Annotated in this window: 19 protein-coding genes and 1 tRNA gene; 4 read left to right on the forward strand and 16 right to left on the reverse strand. The window is 68.5% G+C overall.

The window, feature by feature from the left end:
- Positions 1-111: 111 nt before the first annotated feature.
- The 5 genes from ACSFA2_RS00455 to ACSFA2_RS00475 are packed head-to-tail and all read right to left on the reverse strand — an operon-like array spanning position 112 to position 5,288.
- A complete protein-coding gene (locus tag ACSFA2_RS00455; RefSeq protein ID WP_435453352.1) occupies positions 112-1,602 on the reverse strand; it encodes an ABC transporter substrate-binding protein in 1,491 nt (496 codons plus the stop codon).
- Positions 1,603-1,647: 45 nt separating this feature from the next.
- Positions 1,648-2,469 (reverse strand): ATP-binding cassette domain-containing protein, encoded by an 822-nt coding sequence (locus ACSFA2_RS00460; protein ID WP_435453353.1) that lies wholly within the window; start codon positions 2,467-2,469, stop codon positions 1,648-1,650.
- Positions 2,466-3,458 carry an ABC transporter ATP-binding protein gene (locus tag ACSFA2_RS00465; protein WP_435453354.1) on the reverse strand — a complete coding sequence of 331 codons (993 nt, stop codon included), beginning with the start codon at positions 3,456-3,458 and terminating at the stop codon, positions 2,466-2,468. The genes ACSFA2_RS00460 and ACSFA2_RS00465 overlap by 4 nt, the downstream gene beginning before the upstream one ends.
- Before the next feature lies 1 nt (position 3,459).
- Positions 3,460-4,341, reverse strand: coding sequence for an ABC transporter permease (locus tag ACSFA2_RS00470; RefSeq protein WP_435453355.1), 882 nt, complete (start codon positions 4,339-4,341; stop codon positions 3,460-3,462).
- Positions 4,338-5,288, reverse strand: coding sequence for an ABC transporter permease (locus tag ACSFA2_RS00475; RefSeq protein ID WP_435453356.1), 951 nt, complete (start codon positions 5,286-5,288; stop codon positions 4,338-4,340). The genes ACSFA2_RS00470 and ACSFA2_RS00475 overlap by 4 nt, the downstream gene beginning before the upstream one ends.
- 62 nt (positions 5,289-5,350) lie before the next feature.
- On the opposite strand from ACSFA2_RS00475, the gene ACSFA2_RS00480 reads away from it, so the two are divergent.
- Entirely contained in the window at positions 5,351-5,659 is a 309-nt protein-coding gene (locus tag ACSFA2_RS00480; RefSeq protein WP_435453357.1) for a YfhL family 4Fe-4S dicluster ferredoxin, read from the forward strand.
- On the opposite strand, the gene ACSFA2_RS00485 is transcribed toward ACSFA2_RS00480, so the two are convergent.
- The 8 genes from ACSFA2_RS00485 to ACSFA2_RS00520 form a co-directional block, all read right to left on the reverse strand.
- Positions 5,656-6,090: a hypothetical protein gene (locus ACSFA2_RS00485; RefSeq protein WP_435453358.1), complete on the reverse strand. Its 435-nt coding sequence runs from the start codon at positions 6,088-6,090 to the stop codon at positions 5,656-5,658. The genes ACSFA2_RS00480 and ACSFA2_RS00485 overlap by 4 nt on opposite strands.
- Positions 6,091-6,132: 42 nt before the next feature.
- Positions 6,133-6,768: an aminoacyl-tRNA hydrolase gene (gene pth, locus ACSFA2_RS00490; protein WP_435453359.1), complete on the reverse strand. Its 636-nt coding sequence runs from the start codon at positions 6,766-6,768 to the stop codon at positions 6,133-6,135.
- Between the two features lie 78 nt (positions 6,769-6,846).
- Positions 6,847-7,539 (reverse strand): 50S ribosomal protein L25/general stress protein Ctc, encoded by a 693-nt coding sequence (locus tag ACSFA2_RS00495; protein ID WP_435453360.1) that lies wholly within the window; start codon positions 7,537-7,539, stop codon positions 6,847-6,849.
- 125 nt (positions 7,540-7,664) lie between these two features.
- A complete protein-coding gene (locus ACSFA2_RS00500) occupies positions 7,665-8,639 on the reverse strand; it encodes a ribose-phosphate pyrophosphokinase (protein WP_435453361.1) in 975 nt (324 codons plus the stop codon).
- A 185-nt stretch (positions 8,640-8,824) separates the two neighbouring features.
- Positions 8,825-8,901 (reverse strand) — tRNA-Gln (locus ACSFA2_RS00505).
- Positions 8,902-8,982: 81 nt separating this feature from the next.
- Positions 8,983-9,834, reverse strand: coding sequence for a 4-(cytidine 5'-diphospho)-2-C-methyl-D-erythritol kinase (gene ispE / locus ACSFA2_RS00510; protein WP_435453362.1), 852 nt, complete (start codon positions 9,832-9,834; stop codon positions 8,983-8,985).
- Positions 9,831-10,358 (reverse strand): lipoprotein insertase outer membrane protein LolB, encoded by a 528-nt coding sequence (locus ACSFA2_RS00515; protein ID WP_435453363.1) that lies wholly within the window; start codon positions 10,356-10,358, stop codon positions 9,831-9,833. Before ACSFA2_RS00515 ends, ispE begins: the two co-directional genes overlap by 4 nt.
- Positions 10,355-12,193: a tetratricopeptide repeat protein gene (locus ACSFA2_RS00520; protein WP_435453364.1), complete on the reverse strand. Its 1,839-nt coding sequence runs from the start codon at positions 12,191-12,193 to the stop codon at positions 10,355-10,357. Before ACSFA2_RS00520 ends, ACSFA2_RS00515 begins: the two co-directional genes overlap by 4 nt.
- An 86-nt stretch (positions 12,194-12,279) precedes the next feature.
- Here ACSFA2_RS00520 and mutM point away from each other — a divergent pair, with 86 nt between their 5' ends.
- From mutM to mutY, 3 genes are all read left to right on the forward strand, one after another.
- Complete coding sequence (mutM, locus tag ACSFA2_RS00525; protein WP_435453365.1) at positions 12,280-13,095, forward strand: bifunctional DNA-formamidopyrimidine glycosylase/DNA-(apurinic or apyrimidinic site) lyase; 816 nt, start codon at positions 12,280-12,282, stop codon at positions 13,093-13,095.
- Positions 13,096-13,173: 78 nt separating this feature from the next.
- Entirely contained in the window at positions 13,174-15,126 is a 1,953-nt protein-coding gene (locus ACSFA2_RS00530; protein WP_435453366.1) for a dynamin family protein, read from the forward strand.
- A complete protein-coding gene (mutY, locus tag ACSFA2_RS00535; RefSeq protein WP_435453367.1) occupies positions 15,116-16,201 on the forward strand; it encodes an A/G-specific adenine glycosylase in 1,086 nt (361 codons plus the stop codon). The genes ACSFA2_RS00530 and mutY overlap by 11 nt, the downstream gene beginning before the upstream one ends.
- Here mutY and rapZ read toward each other — a convergent pair.
- From rapZ to ACSFA2_RS00550, 3 genes are read right to left on the reverse strand one after another with little or no spacing between them, the layout of a single operon-like run.
- On the reverse strand, positions 16,198-17,115 hold the full coding sequence (rapZ, locus tag ACSFA2_RS00540) for an RNase adapter RapZ (RefSeq protein WP_435453368.1): 918 nt from the start codon (positions 17,113-17,115) through the stop codon (positions 16,198-16,200). The two genes, mutY and rapZ, sit on opposite strands and share 4 nt — an antisense overlap.
- On the reverse strand, positions 17,112-18,791 hold the full coding sequence (gene recN / locus ACSFA2_RS00545) for a DNA repair protein RecN (protein WP_435453369.1): 1,680 nt from the start codon (positions 18,789-18,791) through the stop codon (positions 17,112-17,114). The genes rapZ and recN overlap by 4 nt, the downstream gene beginning before the upstream one ends.
- Entirely contained in the window at positions 18,791-19,690 is a 900-nt protein-coding gene (locus ACSFA2_RS00550; protein WP_435453370.1) for an NAD kinase, read from the reverse strand. Before ACSFA2_RS00550 ends, recN begins: the two co-directional genes overlap by 1 nt.
- Positions 19,691-19,694: the final 4 nt, after the last annotated feature.

Below are 19,694 nucleotides of genomic sequence, written 5' to 3' on the forward strand. Positions count from 1 at the left end.
GGCCCGACCGAGGCCAGAGCACCCGCGGAACCGGCTCAGCCGGTTCGCCGGGTGCGCCCCCTCAAGGGGGAGGCGGCGACACGCAGTGCGCCGCTTCGGGGGTGGTCCATTTCACCCCCAGGAGAGGGCCGACAGGTCGTTCGCGAAGATCGGCAATTCCTTCCACAGGCCCTTCACGTTCTTCTTGGCGATGGTCGGGAACTGCGGCTGGAACAGGAAGCCGTTGGCCGCGTCGGCGGCCAGCATCTTCTGCGCATCGCCGAGCAGCTTGTTGCGCTCTGCGATGTTGCCGGTGTTCTTGATTTTGTCGAACAAGGCGACGAAGGGCTTCGACTGGTAGCCCCAGTAGTAGTCCGACTTGGCGTAGTTGCCCAGGTCGAAGGGCTCGACGTGCGACACGATCGACAGGTCGTAATTCTTGTTGCCGTAGGTGCCGCTGAGCCACTGCGCCCACTCGACGTTCTGCACCTTCACCACAATGCCGATCTTGGCGAGTTGCGCCACGACCATCTCGCCGCCCTGGCGCGCATACGGTGGTGGGGGCAGCGTCATCGTGAGTTCCAGCGGCGTCTTCACGCCCGCTTCGGCCAGCAGCTTCTTGGCCTTCTCGATGTCGAAGGGGTTCACACCCGTGGTGTCGACGTAGCCCGGCGCGCCGGGCACGTAGTGGCTGCCGATCGGCGTGCCGAAGCCGTCGGCCGCACCTTCGATGATCGCCTTGCGGTCGAGCGCGGCCAGGATGGCGCGGCGCACGCGCACGTCGTCGAGCGGCTTCTTGGCGTTGTTGATGGCGAGGATGGTCTTGCCGCGCGAGCCGGCCAGGATGGTCTGGAACTGTGGGTTGGCCTTGAACTGCGCCACGATGCGGGTGGCCGCACGCGGGAACACGTCGACGTCGCCGGCCAGCAGCGAGGCGGCCTGTGCGGCCGGGTCGGAGATGAAGCGGAAGGTGATCTTGTTGAGCTTGGCCTGCGCCGGGTTGCGAAAGCCGTCCCACTTGCTCAGCACGAGCGATGCGCCCTTGTTGTACGCGTCGAGCTTGTACGGGCCGGTGCCCACGGGCTTGGTCGCGTTCGTGTCGGCACTCTTGGGCTCCACGATGATCGACGTGGCCTGGCCGAGCACGAAGGGGAAGTCGGGGTCGATTTCCTTGTTGAGCAGCACGACGGTGTAGTCGTCGATCACCTGCACGCCGATGTTGGCGAAGGTGCGCTTGTCCTTGTTGACGCTCTTCTCGCCGCCGGCGCGCTCGAAGGCGAACTTCACCGTCTGCGCATTGAAGGGCTCGCCGTTCTGGAACTTCACGCCCTTGCGCAGGCGGAAGGTGTAGGTCTTCAGGTCGGGCGAGATGTCCCAGCTCTCGGCCAGGAGCGGCGTCACGCTGCCGTCGGCGTTGATCTTGGTGAGCGTCTCATAGATGTTGTAGAGCGTGACTTCGCTGATCGAGACGGCGGCGGCCACCGTCGGGTCGAGGCCGGTCGGCTCCAGCGTCATGCCGAGCACCATCGCGTCCTTGCGGTTCTGCGCGAGCGCCAGCGAGGGGAGGGCCGAGGCGACCGCAGTCGCGGCAGATGCGGTGAGAACGGTGCGGCGTTTCAACATGGTCAGGCTCCTGGAAAGGGCGTAGAAAAGACGAGAGACGTTATATCAAGCGCGCTGCGCACGCGCGGGCGGCTCCGCGCGCGGGACGGCCGCGAGCAGGGCCTGCGTGTACGGGTGCTGCGCATGCGCGAAGAGTTCCTGTGGGTCGCCGCGCTCGACCACCAGACCGCGGTGCAGCACGCAGACCGCATCGCACAAGTGGTTCACCACGGCCAGGTCGTGGCTGATGAGCAGGTAGCTGATGCCGAACTGCTGCTGCAGGTCCTGCATGAGGTTGAGCACCTGCGCCTGCACCGACACGTCGAGCGCGCTGACCGGCTCGTCGGCGACGATCAGCTTGGGGCGCGTGATCAGTGCACGGGCGATGGCGATGCGCTGTCGCTGGCCGCCGGAGAACTCGTGCGGGTACTTGTCGAGGTCGGTGCTGCGCAGGCCGACGGCGGCGAGCGATTCGGCGGCGCGCTCGCGCTGTTCGTGGCGACTGGTCTCGGCCAGCGCCTCGAGTGGCTCGGCCACGATGCGCGCCACCTTCTGGCGCGGGTCGAGCGAGCCGTACGGGTCCTGGAACACCATCTGCACATCGCGCCGCGCCGCACGAAGCTCGGCCCGCGGCAACTTGTGCAAGTCGCGGCCGAGCAGCTTCACGCTGCCGGCGGTCGGCGCGTCGAGCGCCATCACCAGCCGGGCGATGGTCGACTTGCCCGAACCCGATTCCCCGACGATGCCCAGGCTGCGGCCGGCCTCGATGCGGAAGCTCACGCCGTTGAGCGCCTTCACCTGCGGCGGCGGGGCCAGCAGCTTCTCGCGTGGCAGCGCGTAGTGGCGGACCAGGTCGGTGACCTCGAGCAGCGGCGGGGTCGTCGTCATGCGCTGGCTCCTGCGACGGCAGCGGACACCGCGTCGAGCCGGATGCAGCGCACCTGGTGGCCGTGCGGCAGCGGTGTGGCCGGTGGCCGGGTGCCGTGACAGTCGTCAATGGTGAAGGCGCAGCGGCCGGCGAAGGGGCAGCCGGGCGGCAGGTCGACCAGCTCGGGCACGCTGCCGCGGATGGTGGCGAGCCGCCCGCCGCGCCGCGCACCGAGCGCGGGCCGTGCGGCGAACAGGCCCTGCGTGTACGGGTGCGCGCGCTCGGCGAAGACGGCGCCCGTCGGGCCGCTCTCGACGACGCTGCCGCCGTACATCACCAGCATCTTCGACACGCTCTGGGCGATCACACCGAGGTCGTGCGAGATGAGGATGAGCGCCATGCCGCGCTCGGCGACGAGGCCCTGGATCAGGTCGAGGATCTGCTTCTGGATCGTCACGTCGAGGGCCGTGGTCGGTTCGTCGGCGATCAGCAGGTCGGGCCCACAGGCCAGCGCCATCGCGATGCCGATGCGCTGACGCTGCCCGCCCGAGAACTGGTGCGGGTAGGCATCGAGCCGCGAGGCCGCGTCGGGGATGCCGACGCGGTCGAGCAGGGCGAGCACCTCCTTGCGCGCGGCCGCGCCGGTCAGCCCGCGGTGCAGGCGCAGCGGCTCGCCGACCTGGCGGGCGATGGTGTGCACCGGGTTCAGGGCCGTCATCGGCTCCTGGAAGATCATGCCGATGCGGTTGCCGCGAATGCCGCACAGCGTGCGCTCGTCGAGCCCGACGAGTTCGGTGCCGTCGAAACGGATGCTCCCGCCGACCTTGGCGCTGGCCGGCAGCAGGCCCATGAGCGACATCACGGTGATCGACTTGCCGCAGCCGGATTCGCCGACGATGCCCATCGTCTCGCCGCGTTCGAGCGAAAAGCTGATGCCGCGCACGGCGTCGGCCGGGCCGCGCTGGGTCTGCAGGCCGATGTGGAGGTCGTTGACTTCGAGCAATGCCATCTCAGCGTGCCCTCGCCAAACGCGGGTCGAGCAGGTCGCGAAGACCATCGCCCAGGAGATTGAGGCCAAGCACCGCCAGGGCGATCGCCATGCCCGGGAACACCGCCAGCAGCGGCGCCTGGAACATCATCGTCTGCGCCTCGCTCAGCATGCGGCCCCACGAGGGCTGCGGTGGCTGCGTGCCGAGGCCGAGGTAGGAGAGGGCGGCTTCGGCCAGGATGGCGATGGCGAATCGGATGGTGATCTGCACGATCAGGACCGCCGAGATGTTCGGCAGCACATGCTGCATCGTGATGGCGAACCCGCCCTTGCCGCAGGCGCGCGCGGCGGCGATGTACTCGCGCGACCAGATCGCGTTGGCCGAGGCGCGCGTGATGCGCGCGAAGGTCGGGATGTTGTAGATGCCGATCGCGACGATCGCGTTCACGATGCCCGGGCCGAACACCGCCGTCATCATGATCGCCGAGAGGATGGCGGGGAAGGCCAGCGAGAAGTCGCTGAAGCGCATGATGGCCTCTTCGACCCAGCCGCGTTTCGCCGCAGCGAGCAGGCCCAGCGCGGTGCCGACGGTCAGGCCGATGCCCACCGCGATCAGCCCGACCAGGATCGATGCCCGCGCACCCACCAGCAGCAGCGACGCCACGTCGCGCCCGAACGGGTCGGTGCCCAGCCAGTGGGACCCACTCGGCTTCTGCAGCTTGATCGCCATGTCCATCTCGTAGGGCGACCAGGGCGTCCACACCAGCGACACCGTGGCGGCCAGCAGCAGCAGGAGCGTGAGCACCGCGCCGATGACGAAGCTGCGGTGCTGCAAGGCGCGGCGCCAGAAGCCCGGCACCGTCAGGGCGGCGGCACTCGGCACGGTCGTGGGGAGCGCGCTCATATGTCGGACGCCTTGATGCGCGGGTCGATCACGGCGTACAGCACGTCGACCACGAAATTCACGATGACCACCAGCGCTGCCAGCAGCATCACGCAGTTGCGCACCACCACCAGGTCGCGGTTGCTGATGGCCTGGAAGATCAGCCGGCCGAGGCCGGGCAGGTAGAACACGTTCTCCACCACGATGGTGCCGGCCAGCAGCTCGGCGAACTGCATGCCCATCACGGTGATCACCGGGATCATCGCGTTGCGCAGCACGTGGGTCCAGAGCACGGCGCGCTGCGACACGCCCTTGGCGCGCGCGGTGCGCACGAAGTCTTCGCGCATCACCTCGAGCACGGCCGAGCGCGTGATGCGCGCGAGGATCGCGGCCTGCACCACGGCCAGCGACAAGGCGGGCAGCAGCAGCGACTTGATGCCGGCGAACACGCCTTCGCCCCAGCCGTCGAAGCCGCCGGCCGAAAACCATTGCAGCTGCACCGAGAACACCAGGATCAGCAGGATCGCGAACCAGAAATTGGGGATCGCGATGCCCACCTGCGTGAGGCCCATCAGCCCGACGTCGCCCAGCTTGTTGTGGCGCGCCGCCGCCGTGACGCCGACCCCCAGCGCCAGCACCGCCGTCAGCGTCATGGCCATCAAGGCCAGCGGCACGGTGAGCGCCAGGCGTTCGAGGATGAGGTCGAGCACCGGCGAGCCGTAGGCGTAGCTGTCGCCGAGGTTGCCGGTGAGCAGGCCGCCGATCCAGTGCCAGTAGCGCGTCCAGGCCGGCTGGTCGAGCCCGAGCTTGGTAGCGAGCGCGGCCACGGCGTCGGGCGACGCATCGGGGCCGAGCAGCAACTGCGCGGCGTTGCCGGGCAGGATCTCGAGGACGAGGAAGACGATGACCGAGGCACCGATCAGGGTGCCGATCAGCGTCGCGAAGCGCTTGAATAGAAACAGACTCATGGGGCGGGGCGCAGCATAACCCGACTGCCGCAACATGCATGCCCGCGGCGGATAATCGCGCCATGGCCCTCATGATCACCGACGAATGCATCAACTGCGATGTCTGCGAGCCGGAGTGCCCCAACGACGCGATCTCCATGGGCGTGGACATCTACGAGATCGATCCGCGCAAGTGCACCGAATGCGTCGGCCACTTCGACGAGCCGCAATGCGTGCAGATCTGCCCGGTCGCGTGCATCCCGGTCAGCCCCGACCATGTCGAGACGCGCGAAACGCTGTGGCAGAAGTTCGAGCGGCTGACAGCGGCCAAGAAAGACGCCGCCGGCCAGCCGCCGGCCGACGCGTCCGTCCCGCCGGTCGGTGTCGCCTAACTGCCGGCCTCGGTCTTCTCTGCCTTCTTTTTCTTCGACGTGCCCGGGCCGGCGGCGGTGAAGAAGTCCGGCTCCTTGCGTCCCTTCTTCTTTTTTGCCGTGGGGTGCGCGGGCTCGGCCGGCGAGACGGCCTGCGTCGGTTTCGGAAGATGGATGAGCGGGGAGGGCGCTGCCTTTTCCTGGCGCAGCCGATCGCGCTCCATCCGGTCGGCCGCGGCCTGGGTGCGCCGCGTGGCGCGTTCCGCCTCGCGCGCCTGGTCCGCGCTCGGCGCCTCGTCGAGCGCCACGGCCTTGCCGCCCTTGCAGGGCTGGTCGGTGTAGGTGTTGCCGCAACGCCAGGCGCCGGACGCCTCCTGCGCCTGGACGGTGCCGATCCACGTGCAGAGCGCCATGCAGACGATGGCGATGCGTTGATGTCTTGTTCTTCTCATTCTTCGCTCCCTTTCGCTTCTTCCCTGTTGGCGCCGCCCTGGCTAAGGGGCGGCGGGCTCGCCGTCACCCTCGCCCGGTTCCCGCCGAGGCGGTTTGGGGCGGGGTGGCTTGCTCGTGTGGACCTGCAGCGTGGCCTTTTCCATCTCACCGGCCAGCAGCGCCGGCACGGCATGCAGCGTGCGGACGATGGCGTCGTCGATGGCCTCGCGCTGTTCCTTCAGTGGCTTCTTCAACACCCAGTTCACCACCTCGGCCTTGACGCCCGGGTGGCCGATGCCGATGCGCAGCCGCCAGTAGTCGGCGGTGCCCAGTTGCGCGTGGATGTCGCGCAGGCCGTTGTGGCCCGCATGGCTGCCGCCGAACTTGAGCTTGACCTGGCCGGGCACCACGTCGAGTTCGTCGTGCACCACCAGGATCTCCTGCGGCTCGATCTTGAAGAAGCGCGCGAGTGCCGAGACCGACTTGCCCGACAGGTTCATGAAGGTCTGGGGTTCGAGCAGCCAGACCGGTTGGCCGTGGACGTTGGCGCGTGCGGCCAGGCCGTGGTAGCTGCGTTCCGGCGTCAGCGAGACCTTGAGATCGCGTGCCAGCGCGTCGATCCACCAGAAGCCCGCGTTGTGCCGCGTGGCTTCGTACTCCGGGCCCGGATTTCCCAGGCCGACGAACAACTTGATCATGTCGGGATTATCGAGGCGTCGGAAAAACAAACGGCCCGCACGAGGCGGGCCGTTGGCCGGATGGCTGCGAGAAGTGGATTACTTCTTGGCAGCAGGCGTTTTGGCGGCCGGCGTCTTGGCAGCCGGGGTCTTGGCGGCGGGCTTGCCGCCCTTGCCGGCCGGTGCGGCGGCAACGGCTTCAGCGCCTTCGACCGGTGCGTCGACTTCTTCGGCGGCCGGGGCGGTGGCCGAGGCCAGCACCAGGTTCACCTTGCCGTGGCTGACCCACTTCACGCCGCGCGGCAGCTTGATGTCCTTGAGCGTGACGGTGCCGTTCTTCTTCAGACCCGACAGATCGACCTCGATGAACTCGGGCAGTTCGGCCGGCAGGCAGTTCACTTCGAGTTCGGTGGTCACGTGGTTGACCAGGTTCAGCTCGATCTTCACGGCTTCCGACTCCTCTTCACCCTTGAAGTGCAGGGGCACCTTCATGGTCATGCGGGTCTTGGCGTCGACGCGCTGGAAGTCGATGTGCTGCACCAGCGGACGGAACGGGTGGTACTGCACGTCGCGCAGGAGCACCTTGCTCACGGCACCGCCGAGTTCCATCTCGAGGATGGAGGCGTGGAACGCTTCCTTCTTGAGGGCGTGCCACAGGGCGTTGTGATCGATCTCGATCATTTGCGCAGCGGCCTCGCCACCGTACACGATACCGGGCGTCTTGCCCGTGATGCGGAGACGGCGGCTCGCACCCGTGCCCTGCATGGCGCGCTCAAAAGCGACGAATTTCATAGTTAACTCCTTGGAGCGAAGGCGCAATGCCGTTTCGCTTCTTGAGCGCCGACCGCGACCAGTGCGGCGCCGGTTTCAAAATGGCCTCCCGTACGCCGTCAAGCGCTAGGAGACCGGCTTTTTGCTCAGAACAAGTTGTCTTGGTCCGAGAACAAACTCATCACCGACTCGCCCTTGGCAATGCGCTGGATCGTTTCGGCGATCAGCGGTGCCACGGAGAGCTGGCGGATCTTTCCGCAGCCCTTGGCGCTGTCGGAGAGGGGAATGGTGTTGGTGACGACGACTTCGTCGAGGGCCGAGCCCTGGGCGATGCGCTCAATGGCCGGCCCCGAGAAAATCGGGTGCGTGCAATAGGCATAGACCTTCTTCGCGCCGCGTTCCTTCAGCACCTCGGCCGCTTTGACCAGCGTGCCGGCGGTGTCGATCATGTCGTCCATGATCACGCAGTTGCGGCCGTCGATCTCGCCGATGACGTTCATCACCTCGCTCACGTTCGCCTTCGGGCGACGCTTGTCGATGATGGCCAGGTCGGTGCCGAGCTGCTTGGCCAGTGCGCGGGCACGAACCACGCCGCCCACGTCGGGCGACACGACGATGAGGTCGTCGTAGTTCTTGGCCCGCAGATCACCCAGCAGCACCGGCGACGCGTAGATGTTGTCGACCGGGATGTCGAAGAAGCCCTGGATCTGGTCGGCGTGCAGGTCCATCGTCAGGACACGCGAGACGCCCACGGTCTGCAACAGGTCGGCCACCACCTTGGCCGAGATCGGCACCCGGCTCGAGCGCGGGCGGCGGTCCTGGCGGGCATAGCCGTAGTAGGGGATGACGGCACTGATGCGCTCGGCCGATGCGCGCTTGAGCGCGTCGACCATGATGAGCAGTTCCATCAGGTTCTCGTTGGTTGGTGCGCAGGTCGACTGCACCACGAACACGTCGCGGGCACGGACGTTCTGGTTGATCTCGACCGTGACTTCGCCATCGGAGAAGCGGCCGACGCGGGCGGCGCCCAAGCTGGTGCCCAGATGCTGCGCGATCTCGGCGGCGAGGCCCGGATTGGCATTGCCGGTGAAAACCATGAAGTCCGGGGATTGAGCCTGCATGAGCGCGTCCAGCAATGGGAAGTGGCTCTTTAGTGAGCCGCCAGTGATCTCGTGGTGTGTGCAGCCGGGCAGCTGCAACGCTTGTGGTCGCGTGGCCGGCGGGCCGCGTGACCTGTTTTCAGGTCGGCAATCGGGTCAGTTTTCGCAAAAACGCACGGCCCCTTCGGGCCGCGCGTCGTGTGTTTTGGCAGGGGAGAAAGGATTCGAACCTTTGCATGCTGGAATCAAAATCCAGTGCCTTAACCAGCTTGGCGACTCCCCTACACGGGTCGGTGGCTTGCGCCCCCAACCGATATATGTCGCGTCGAACCGCCGAACGGTTCGATTATCTTCTCTCTTCTTTCTAGGCAGCCCAACCGACGAGCGGATGGAAAGCCAGATTGCCGCACTGCCGGAGCTGCCATCCCTCTGGAGGAGGTTCTGGCAACGTCGCTTCCTGCGGCATCGCTGCAAACACGGCACTTCCGGAACCGGTCATTCGCGCTGTGAGCCCTTGGCGACCGAGCCATTCGATGGCGTCGGTGACGGCAGGGCAAAGCTGCTGTGCGACCGGCTGCAGGTCGTTGTGGCCGAAGTCGAAGACTTCAGTTCCGCGATATGCAGCAAAGCCCGTGATTATAGCAGCGGGTGTTGCGCGTTGTAGATGGGGTGCGGAAAAAATACGACGCGTGTCCAAACCCTGGGTCGGCTTGAGCACCGCGAAGCGCCCGGCGGGCAGTTCGATCGGCGTGATCTGCTCGCCGATGCCCTCGACCCAGGCGTTGTGTCCCCGCAGGAAGAACGGCACGTCGGCGCCGAGCGCGAGGCCGATGGTCTCCAGCGTCGCGAGCGGCAGGTCGAGCGACCACAAACGATTGAGCGCCAGCAGGCAGGTGGCGGCATCGGACGAGCCGCCGCCCATGCCGGCCTGCGCCGGCACGTGCTTTGCCACGCCGATGTGCGCGCCCTGGCCGGGCCGCGCGTGCGCCTGGAGCGCGCGGGCGGCGCGCAGCACCAGGTCGTCGGGCGGCAGCGCCTCGGTGAGGTCTTCGCGGCTGAGCTGGCCGTCGCTGCGCAGTTCGACGTGGAGCGTGTCGCACCAGTCGATCAGCATGAAGACCGACTGCAGCAGGTGGTAGCCGTCTGCGCGTTGTCCGGTGATGTGCAGGAACAGGTTGAGCTTGGCCGGTGCGGGCAGGTCGTAGAGCGCCTTCATGAGCGCTCGAACACGATGCGCAGGTCGCTGCGCGGCAGCGGCGACTCGCGCACCGCCTGCAGCTTGCCGGCGGACCATTGCGTCAGGTCGGGCCGCCAGCCGGTGACGGTGTCGTCGCGCCCGCCGAGCCAGCCGAACAGGGCGTCGACCGGGATCGCTGCGCCGGTGGCCGCCTGGATCAGTGCGTCGACCGAGCTGTAGCGCCGCGTCTCGCTCCCGTTCTTCAGCCAGGCCTCGCCGGGCGACCACTGCAATTCGGCCAGCGTGCTGCCGATGGGCGTGGTCAGCGTCAGCGTGCCGCGCTCGGGCGTGCCGCGCAGGTCGAACAGGGCAGCGAAGCTCTGCACCGGTTCACTGTCGACGCGCAGCGACAGGCGCCCGCTCCAGCTCTCGGGTTGCGCCGCGCCGGTGCCGGGGCGGACCGGCGTGGCGCAGCCGGCCAGCAGCAACACGCCGGAGAGGGCGGTGGCGATCAGCCGTCGTCGCGCCGCTGTCGCCGGCGTGGCCGGTTTTGCCGGAATCACAGCTTGACGCGCAGGCGCTTGAGCGTTTCCTGCAGCGTCTCGTTCTCGGCGTCGACGAGCGAGGCCTCGCGCCAGATCGCCATGGCACGGTCGCGGTCGCCGGCCGCCCAGAGGACCTCGCCCAGATGCGCGCCGATCTCGGCATCCGGCCGCCGCTGGTAAGCCGCCTGGAGAATCTTGACCGCCTCGGCCGTGTTGCCCAGGCGGAATTCGACCCAGCCGAGGCTGTCGGCGATGAAGGGATCCTGCGGTGCGAGGTCGACGGCTTTCCGGATCAGCGTGCGGGCTTCGTCGAGCCGGATCTTGCGATCGGCGAAGGAGTAGCCCAGCGCGTTGTAGGCGTTCTGGCTCTCCGGCTTCAAGGCGATCTGCCGACGCAGCAGCCGTTCCATCTCGTCGAGCCGGTTGATCTTCTCGGCCATCATGGCCTGGTCGTAGATGAGGTCCGTGTCGTCCGGGTCGGCGGCGCTCGCCTTGGCGAGCATGTCGTAGGCGACCTGGTACTGCTTCGCGTCGCGCAGCAGCTGCACCTCGGCCTGGAACTTCTGCTTGGCGTCGTCGGGCGTGCGTTCGGGCAGGGCGCGAATCAGTTCGCGGGCCTGTTGCATCTTGCCCTGACGCGCCAGCAGGCCCGCGCGCCGCATTTGCGCGACCTGCGCCTCGTCGGTGCTGTCGACGCGGCTCAGCCAGCGCTCGGCTTCGGCGAAATCCTTGCGGCGTTCGGCCAACTGCGAAAGCAGCAGGTAGGCCTGCGTCAGCCCGCGGCGGCCTTCGTCGCCGGCTGGGAGGGCTTCGGCCAGCCCCAGGTAGCGCTTGATCGACGCTTCGGCTTGCGCGTCCTGCCGGCTTTGGGCCTGCAGGCTGCCCAGCAGGATCCATGGGCCCGGCAACTCGGGCTTGTCGCGGGTCAGGGTGGCGAGTTCAGCGGTGGCTTCGGCGTAGCGGCGCGCTTCCATCAGTTCGCGGGCGTAGCCGATGCGCAGCTCCGGCAGGGCCTGCGGGGTGGCGAGGTAGCGTTTGACCAGCGGCTCCGCGAGTGGGCGGTCGGGGTCCATCAGCTCGAGGGCCAAAAGAGGCGGCCCGTCGGACGACGGGTCGGCCTGCTGACCCTGGATGGCGGCCTCGAGTGCGCCGGTGGGGTCGCCGGCGCCCAGGCGCAGGCGGCCGACCGTCGCCCAGGCGAAGCCGGCGGTGGCGGGGTTCTTCAGGTCGTCGACCAGCGCCTGCTCGACCACCGCGGCCGCCTGCTTCTTGTCGGCCGCGCGCCCATAGGTCCGCGCGATGACCGTCATGAGGAACGGCCGTTCGGGAAGTGGCGTCGCAGCGATCTCGGCGCGCAGCGGCTCGGCGGTTTCGTCGATGCGGTTGAGGGCGATCAGGATCTGCAGTTCGAAGCGGCGTGCTTCCCGTGAGTCGGGCAGGCTTTCCTTCCAGGACCGTGCGGCCGCCAGCGCCGCCTCACCCGAGCGCGACTGCAGCGCGATCTCGACCGCTCGCTGGAACAGCTCGGGGTCGCGCGAACGCCGCGCCGCATCGAGCACCAGCGCATAGCCAGCGCCCGGATCGCCCGAGCGCGCCGTGATCTCGCCCACGAGCACTTCGTAGAACAGTTCGGCGCTGAGCGCAGAGGCCTTGGCTTCGGCCTCCACGGCCGCTTGACGGGCGGCCCGGCTGGCGGGGCGGGGCTGGACGAGGGGCGCGGGGCTGGTCGGCTCGGCCGCCGGAGGCGTCGCGGGGGGCGCGGGCTGGGCGGTCGGCTGGGCCTGTGCGGCGATGGCGATCAGGGCAGCGGAGAGGGCCGCCGCAAGGCGGAGTCGGCGGGGCAGTGGGGTCATCGAACTCATATTAATCCAAGGCTTTCAGTGTGAGCGTCTGCGGGTCATCCAGTTCCCCGTCGGCGCTTTCGTGGCACGCTCGCCCCATGCCAGAACTCCCCGAAGTCGAAGTCACACGTCGCGGTTTCGCCGACCGCATCGCCGGTGGCCGCATCGAAGCGGTCCGCATGGGCAAGCCCTTGCGCTGGGCGCTGGGGGTGGCGCCCGACAGTCTCATCGGCCGCACCGTGCGTGCGGTCCGTCGGCGCGGCAAGTACCTGCTGGTCGATCTCGACGCGGGTCTGCTGCTTCTGCACCTGGGCATGTCGGGCAGCCTGCGCTTCGACGCGGTGCTGCCGTCGGCCGGCTCGCACGACCACTTCGATCTGGTGACCAGCCGCGGCACGCTGCGGCTGAACGACCCGCGGCGCTTCGGGGCTGTCGTGCATGTCGACGACGAAGGGTCGCCGCTCGCGATCAAGCTGCTGGGCGGCCTCGGCATGGAGCCGCTGGAAGACAGCTTCGACTTCGAGGCGTTCCACGCCGGGCTGCGCAAGCGCCAGGCGGCGATCAAGCAGGTGCTGCTGGCCGGCGATATCGTGGTGGGCGTGGGCAACATCTATGCGTCCGAGGCGCTGTTCCTCGCGGGCATCCGCCCGACGCTCGCCGCGTCGCGCATCAGCCGGCCGCGCGCGCTGCGGCTGCACACCGCCGTGCGCGAGATCCTGGCGCGGGCGGTGGAACGGGGCGGCAGCACCTTGCGAGATTTCTCCAACATCGATGGCCAGAGCGGCTACTTCCAGCTGGAGGCGACGGTCTACGGACGGGCCGGGGAGCCTTGCCGGGTGTGCGGCACACCCATCCGCCAGATTCGACAAGGACAACGTTCGACCTACTTTTGCCCGAACTGTCAGAAATACTGAACAAGCGTCGTCCTTGGATGACGGCGCATCGACAGACCCGATGCTATATTTTGTAAGCTCCACTTACAGCATCCTCTTTTGACCCCTTCCTTCAACCAGCAGTTCGACCAGCACGGTGCCTGGCGGCGCAGTTTCGCGAAGCGCCTGAAGTGGCTGTCCGGCTGGCTCGACGAGAACGAGCTGCTGGACCAGGCCGTGGCCGAGCGGCTGAAGGAGCTCGAGGCGCAGATGCGCACGAGCAAGGTGATGGTCGCCTTCGTGGCGGAATTCTCGCGGGGCAAGTCGGAGCTGATCAACGCGATCTTCTTTGCCGGCTACGGTCGCCGCATCATGCCGGCGAGCGCGGGCCGCACGACGATGTGCCCGACCGAGCTGGGCTACGACGCCGAGCAGCCGCCCAGCCTGCGGCTGCTGCCGATCGAAACACGGCTGGAACCCCATTCGCTCATGCACTGGCGCGAAGAGCCGGCGCGCTGGACCGACGTGCCGGTCGATGTCGACAACGCCGAAAGCCTGTCGGCGGCGATGTCCAAGGTGGCCGAGGTGCGCTGGGTGCCGCTTGCCGAAGCGCGTGCGCTCGGCTTCTGGAGCGACGACGCACCGGACGACAACCCGCTGCCCGACGACCAGGGCCGGGTCGAGATTCCGCGCTGGCGCCACGCGGTGCTGAACATGCCGCATCCGCTGCTCGAGCAGGGACTGATCATCCTCGACACGCCTGGCCTCAACGCCATCGGGGCCGAGCCCGAACTCACGGTCAGTCTGATTCCGCAGGCGCATGCCGTGGTCTTCATCCTCGGCGCGGACACCGGCGTGACCCGTTCCGACCTGTCGATCTGGCGCGAGCACCTGATCACCGAAGGTCCGGCGAGCGAGACCCGCATCGTGGTGCTCAACAAGATCGACACGATGTGGGACACGCTCAGCACGCCGGCCCAGATCGACGCGCAGATCGAACGCCAGCGCAAGGGCGCGGCCGAGCTGCTCGGCGTGCCGCTGCCGCAGGTGCTGCCCGTGTCGGCGCAGAAGGGCCTGCAGGCGAAGATACGGCGCGACGACCCGCTGCTGCGGGCGAGTCGCCTGCCGGGGCTCGAGGCAGTGCTGGGCGAAGGCCTGCTCGGCAAGCGCGAAACCATGCTGCGGCTGGCGGTCGACGCCAGCATCGGTTCGCTGCGGGCCGAAGCCTCGCGCATCATCAACGTGCGCCAGCGCGACCTGTCCGAACAGGTGCTGGAACTGCAGGGCCTGCGCGGCAAGAACGTCTCCGTGATCCGCCACATGCGCTCGCGCATCGAGCAGGAACAGAACGAGTTCGAGACCAGCAACGTGCGTATCCTGGCGGTGCGCTCGGTGCAGGGCAAGCTGCTGCGCGAGGTGTATGCGGTGCTCGGCAGCACGGCGCTCAAGGCCGACATGGCGCACCTGGCGGCGGCCTTGAAGCGGCCCGGCATCAAGCTGAGCGTGCGCAAGGTGTACGCCGAAACCTTCGATGCCTTGCGCAACAACCTGCGCGAGGTGCAGGCGACGACCGGCGAGATCCAGTCGATGCTGCACGCGACCTTCCGTCAGCTCAATGCCGAGCACGGCTTCACGCTGCAGGCGCCGGCCGAGCCCGACCTGAGCGGCTTCGAGGAGCAGCTCACGCAGATCGAGCAGAGCCACATCCACTACCTGGGAGTAGGCAACCTGTTGAAGCTGGCGCAGGCCGACTTCTGCGACAAGCTGGTGCGCGCGCTGTCGAGCCGGCTGCGCGTGGTCAACGAGGCGGCCATGACCGAGGTCGAGCGCTGGAGCAAGGGCGCCGGCGCGCAGCTCGATGCCCAGCTCAAGGAGCGCCGCCGCAACTTCGGCCGCCGGCTGGAGTCGGTCGAGCGCATCCAGGGCGCGGCCGGCAACCTCGACGAGCGGCTTGCGGAAATTGCCGCACATGACAGCGGCCTGACCGAACTGCAGCAGCGGCTCAACGAGCTCACGTCGCTGCTGACCAGCAACGACGCGCCGGTGGCCGCGATGGCTGCCAGTGCGGCCTGAGGGCCGCGCGCCGGCGGTCGCCGCGATCGCCGGACCCGACGACGGGTTCGCCGCAGAGATCGTCGCCTGGCAACTGACGCACGGCCGCAGCACACTGCCCTGGCAGAACACGCGCGACCCCTACCGCGTGTGGCTGTCGGAGGTGATGCTGCAGCAGACCCAGGTGAGCACGGTGCTGGGTTATTTTTCCCGTTTCCTCGCCCGCTTTCCCGATGTTCGCGCGCTCGCTGAAGCGGGCGAAGACGAGGTCTTCGGCCTCTGGAGCGGCCTGGGTTACTACAGCCGCGCCCGCAACATGCACCGCTGTGCGCAGGACGTCGTGGCGCGCTTCGGCGGCGAGTTCCCGCAGACCGCGGCCGAGCTCGTGACACTGCCCGGCATCGGCCGCTCCACCGCCGCGGCGATCGCGGCCTTCTGCTTCGGCGAGCGCGTGGCGATCCTCGACGGCAACGTCAAGCGCGTGCTCACGCGCGTGCTCGGCTTCGGCGGCGACCTGGCGTCGAGCGCACAGGAGCGCGCGCTGTGGGACCGCGCCACCGCGTTGCTGCCACCGAGCGGCGAGCGCGCCGACATCGCGCGCTACACCCAGGGCGTGATGGACCTGGGCGCGACCATCTGCCTGTCGCGCAAGCCCAGCTGCATGCTGTGTCCGGTCAGCGAGCGATGCGTGGCACTGCGCGAAGGCGAGCCGGAGCGCTATCCCGTGAAGACGCGCAAGCTGCGCCGCACTTCGCAGTCCCTCTGGATGCTCCAGGCCGACGACGGCGAGGGCCGGGTGTGGCTCGAGAAGCGTCCCGCCCGTGGCATCTGGGCCGGGCTCTATTGCCTGCCGGTCTTCGACAGCCGCGAGGCCTTGCTCGCGACCTTGCGAGCCGCCGAGCGCAAGACGGTGGTGGATACGCCGGCCTTCCTGCATGTGCTGACGCACAAGGACCTGCATCTGCATCCCGTGCAGGTGGCAGCGGGCGGGCAATCGCTCGGCGAGCAGGGCGGCTGGTTCGCGCCCGACGACTGGTCGGCGCTCGGCCTGCCCGCGCCGGTGCGCAAGCTGCTGCTCGCCGCCTCAGGCTCCTAGCTCCCGTCCAGCTCCCGGTGCCGCTTGAGGGCAGCCCAGCGCGCGCCGAAGCCGCGCGCGAGCTGCTCCACCAGGAACACCGACCGGTGCTGGCCACCGGTGCAGCCGATGGCGACGGTGACGTAACTGCGGTGGTCCTGTGCCAGGGCGTCGAGCCAGCGCGCGAGGAACTGCTCGATGTCGCCGTACATGCGCGCCACGTCCTCGTGCTCGCGCAGCCAGTCGATCACCGGCTGGTCGCGCCCGGTCAGCGGGCGCAGCGTGGGCACGTAGTGCGGGTTGGGCAGCATGCGCACGTCGAAGACATAGTCGGCATCGAGCGGCACGCCGCGCTTGAAGGCGAAGGACTCGAAGACCAGCGTCAACGCGCTCTGCGGCGCCGAGATCAACGCCTTCACATAGCTCTGCAACTGGGCCGGCCGGATGATGCTGGTGTCGATCACGTCGGCGCCGTCGCGCAGGTCGGCCAGCAGCTCGCGTTCGAGGTCGATCGACTGGATCAGCACGCGTTGCTGCTCCGGCGCATCGGTGCGCGCCTCGCCGCGCGACAGTGGGTGACGGCGGCGCGTTTCTGAATAGCGGCGCACCAGCGCGTCGGTGGTCGAGTCGAGGAAGAGCGAGCGCAGCGCCACGCCCTCGCGCCGCAGCGTCTCGAGCTGCTGCGGCACGATCGGCAGCGACACGCCGCTGCGCACGTCCATCGCGATGGCGACGTGCGTCGCCCCTTGCTCACGCTGCAAGGCAATGAAGGGCATGAGCAGCTCGGGTGGGAGGTTGTCGACGCAGTAGTAGCCCGCGTCCTCGAGCGCATGCAGCGCGACCGACTTGCCAGAGCCGGACATGCCGGTGATCAGCACGAGCGCGAGCCCGTCAGCCGCCGTGGCCGCTGCAGCGGTTTGCGGCGCGTCGCTCATTCGGCCCCCACGCTCTGTCCGCCGAGCATCTCGCGCGCATGCGCCAGCGAGGTGGCCGACGGACGTTCACCGCCGAGCATGCGCGCGACCTCGCGGGCGCGGGCGTCGCCGTCGAGTGCGGACACGCCGCTCTCGGTGCGCGGCGTCACGCCACCGTCCGCTGCGGTCTGCCGCTTGGCCACCAGCAGGTGATGGTCGGCACAGGCCGCGACCTGCGGCAGATGGGTGACGGCCAGCACCTGGCGGTCACGTCCCAATTGCTGCATCAGACGGCCGACCGTCTCGGCCACCGCACCGCCGACGCCGGCGTCCACCTCGTCGAAGATCAGGGTCTGTGCGGTGCCGAGCTCGCTCGTCGTGACCGCGAGGGCCAGCGCAACCCGCGAAAGCTCACCGCCCGAGGCCACCTTGCCGATGGGGCGGGGTGTGCTGCCCGGATGACCGCTGACCAGGAAGGCGACTTCCTCCAGTCCGGCGCGGCCGGGCTGCGGCAAAGCCTGCAGCGCCACTTCGAAGCGGCCGCCCTGCATGCCGAGCCCCTGCATCGCCTGCGTGACCGATTGAGAGAGCTTCGGCGCGGCCTGCTTGCGCAGCTTGCCCACCGCCTTCGCTTCCTTCAGGTAGGCCTGCTGCGCCGCCTGCTCGCTGCGTTCGAGCGCATCGAGGTCGCTCTGCGCGTCGAGCGCCTGCAGTTCTGCCTGCCAGCCGGAGAACAGTGCGGGCAGTTCGTCAGGGCTTCGCTTGTAGCGCCGTGCAAGCGACATCCACAGCCCCATGCGTTCGTCGAGCTCGGCCAGATGCTGCGGTTCGGCATCGGCATGGCGGAGGTAGCCGTGCAGCGAGTGCGCCGCGTCGGCCGCCTGCGCGATGCTGGAGGCCAGCACCTCGGCCAGCGTCTTGAACTCGGGTTCGATGTGCTCGCAGCCCTGCAGCAGGCTGAGCGCCCGGTTGAGGCCGACGAGCCCGCCCTGGTCGTCGTCTTCGAGCGCCGCGCGGGCGCCTTCGGCGGCGTCGATCAAGGCCTGTGCGTTCGACACGCGCGTGTGGTTCGTCGACAGCTCTTCCCACTCGTTCTCGCCGGGTGCGAGCTTGGCGACTTCGGCGATCTGCCATTGCAGGCGTTCGCGTTCGCGCTGGAGCGAATCCTGTGAGGCGCGGGCGCCGTCGAGTGCCGCTTGGGCTTGGCGCCACGCATGCCAAGCGCTGTCGAGCGCATCGGTGCGCACGCCGGCGTAGGCGTCGAGCAGGCCGCGCACGGCGTCGGGCCGCGTCAGGCTCTGCCAGGCGTGCTGGCCGTGGATGTCGAGCAGGTGGTCGCCGAGTTCGCGCAGCTGGGTGGCGGTGGCCGGGCTGCCGTTGATCCAGCCGCGGCTGCGGCCCTGCAGGTCGACGGTGCGGCGCAGCAGCATCGAATCACCAGCCTCGAAGCCACCTTCGTCGAGCCAGCCGGCAAGGGCCGGGTCGGCATCGAACTCGGCGCTCACGTCGAGCCGCTCCGCACCTTCGCGCACGGCACCGGCGTCGGCGCGGTTGCCCAGGGCGAGCTGCAAGGCGTCGATGAGGATCGACTTGCCGGCGCCGGTCTCGCCGGTCAGCACGGTGAAGCCCGTGGACAGGTCGATGTCGAGCGCGCGCACGATCACGAAGTCGCGCAGCGCGATGCGTCGCAGCGCCATCAGGAACCTCCCTCGTTCCAGTGCAGTTTCTTGCGCAAGGTGTCGAAGTAGCTCCAGCCGCGGGGGTGCAGGAAGCGCACGCGGTAGTCGGAGCGGCGCACCACGACGCGGTCGCCGATCTCGACCGACGCGAGCGATTGCATGTCGAAGTTCGCGCTGGCGTCGCGGCCGGAGACCAGCTCGATCGAGATCTCGTCGGCGTCCGGCAGAAGAATGGGGCGGTTCGACAAGGTGTGCGGCGCGATCGGCACCAGCACCCAGCCCGGGATCGACGGGTGCATCAGCGGGCCGCCTGCCGACAGCGAATAGGCGGTCGAGCCGGTGGGCGACGCGATGATCAGCCCGTCCGCGCGCTGGTTTGCCACGAAATGGCGCCCCACCGACACGCGCAACTCGACCATGCCCGAGGTCGCGCCGCGGTTGACCACCACGTCGTTCATCGCGAGTGCGTCGAACACGCAGGCGCCTTCGCGGATCACCTGTGCGTGCAGCAGGCTGCGGTGGTCTTCCTCGTATTCGCCGGACAGCATCGGCACCAGCGTGGCCTGGTAGTTGTCCAGGGGAATGTCGGTGATGAAACCCAGCCGGCCGCGGTTGATGCCGATCAGCGGTACGCCGTACGGCGCAAGCTGCCGCCCGATGCCCAGCATGGTGCCGTCGCCACCGACGACCAGGCCCAGGTCGCAGCGCTCGCCGATCTCTTCGACCGTCAACGCCGTGTAGCGGCTGCCATGCAATTCGTCGGCGGTGGAGCGCTCGATCGAGACCTCGCAGCCCTGCGATTCGAGAAACGCACCGATCTCCGCCATGATGTGGTCGTCCGGTGCGCCGGACGACGCCCGTCGGCCGGACGCCTGGTACTTGCCAATAAGGGCGACATGCCGGAAGCGCGAGGTCATCTAC

It is taken from the genome of Variovorax cryoconiti, assembly GCF_051216395.1.
Taxonomy (GTDB): Bacteria; Pseudomonadota; Gammaproteobacteria; order Burkholderiales; family Burkholderiaceae_C; genus Variovorax.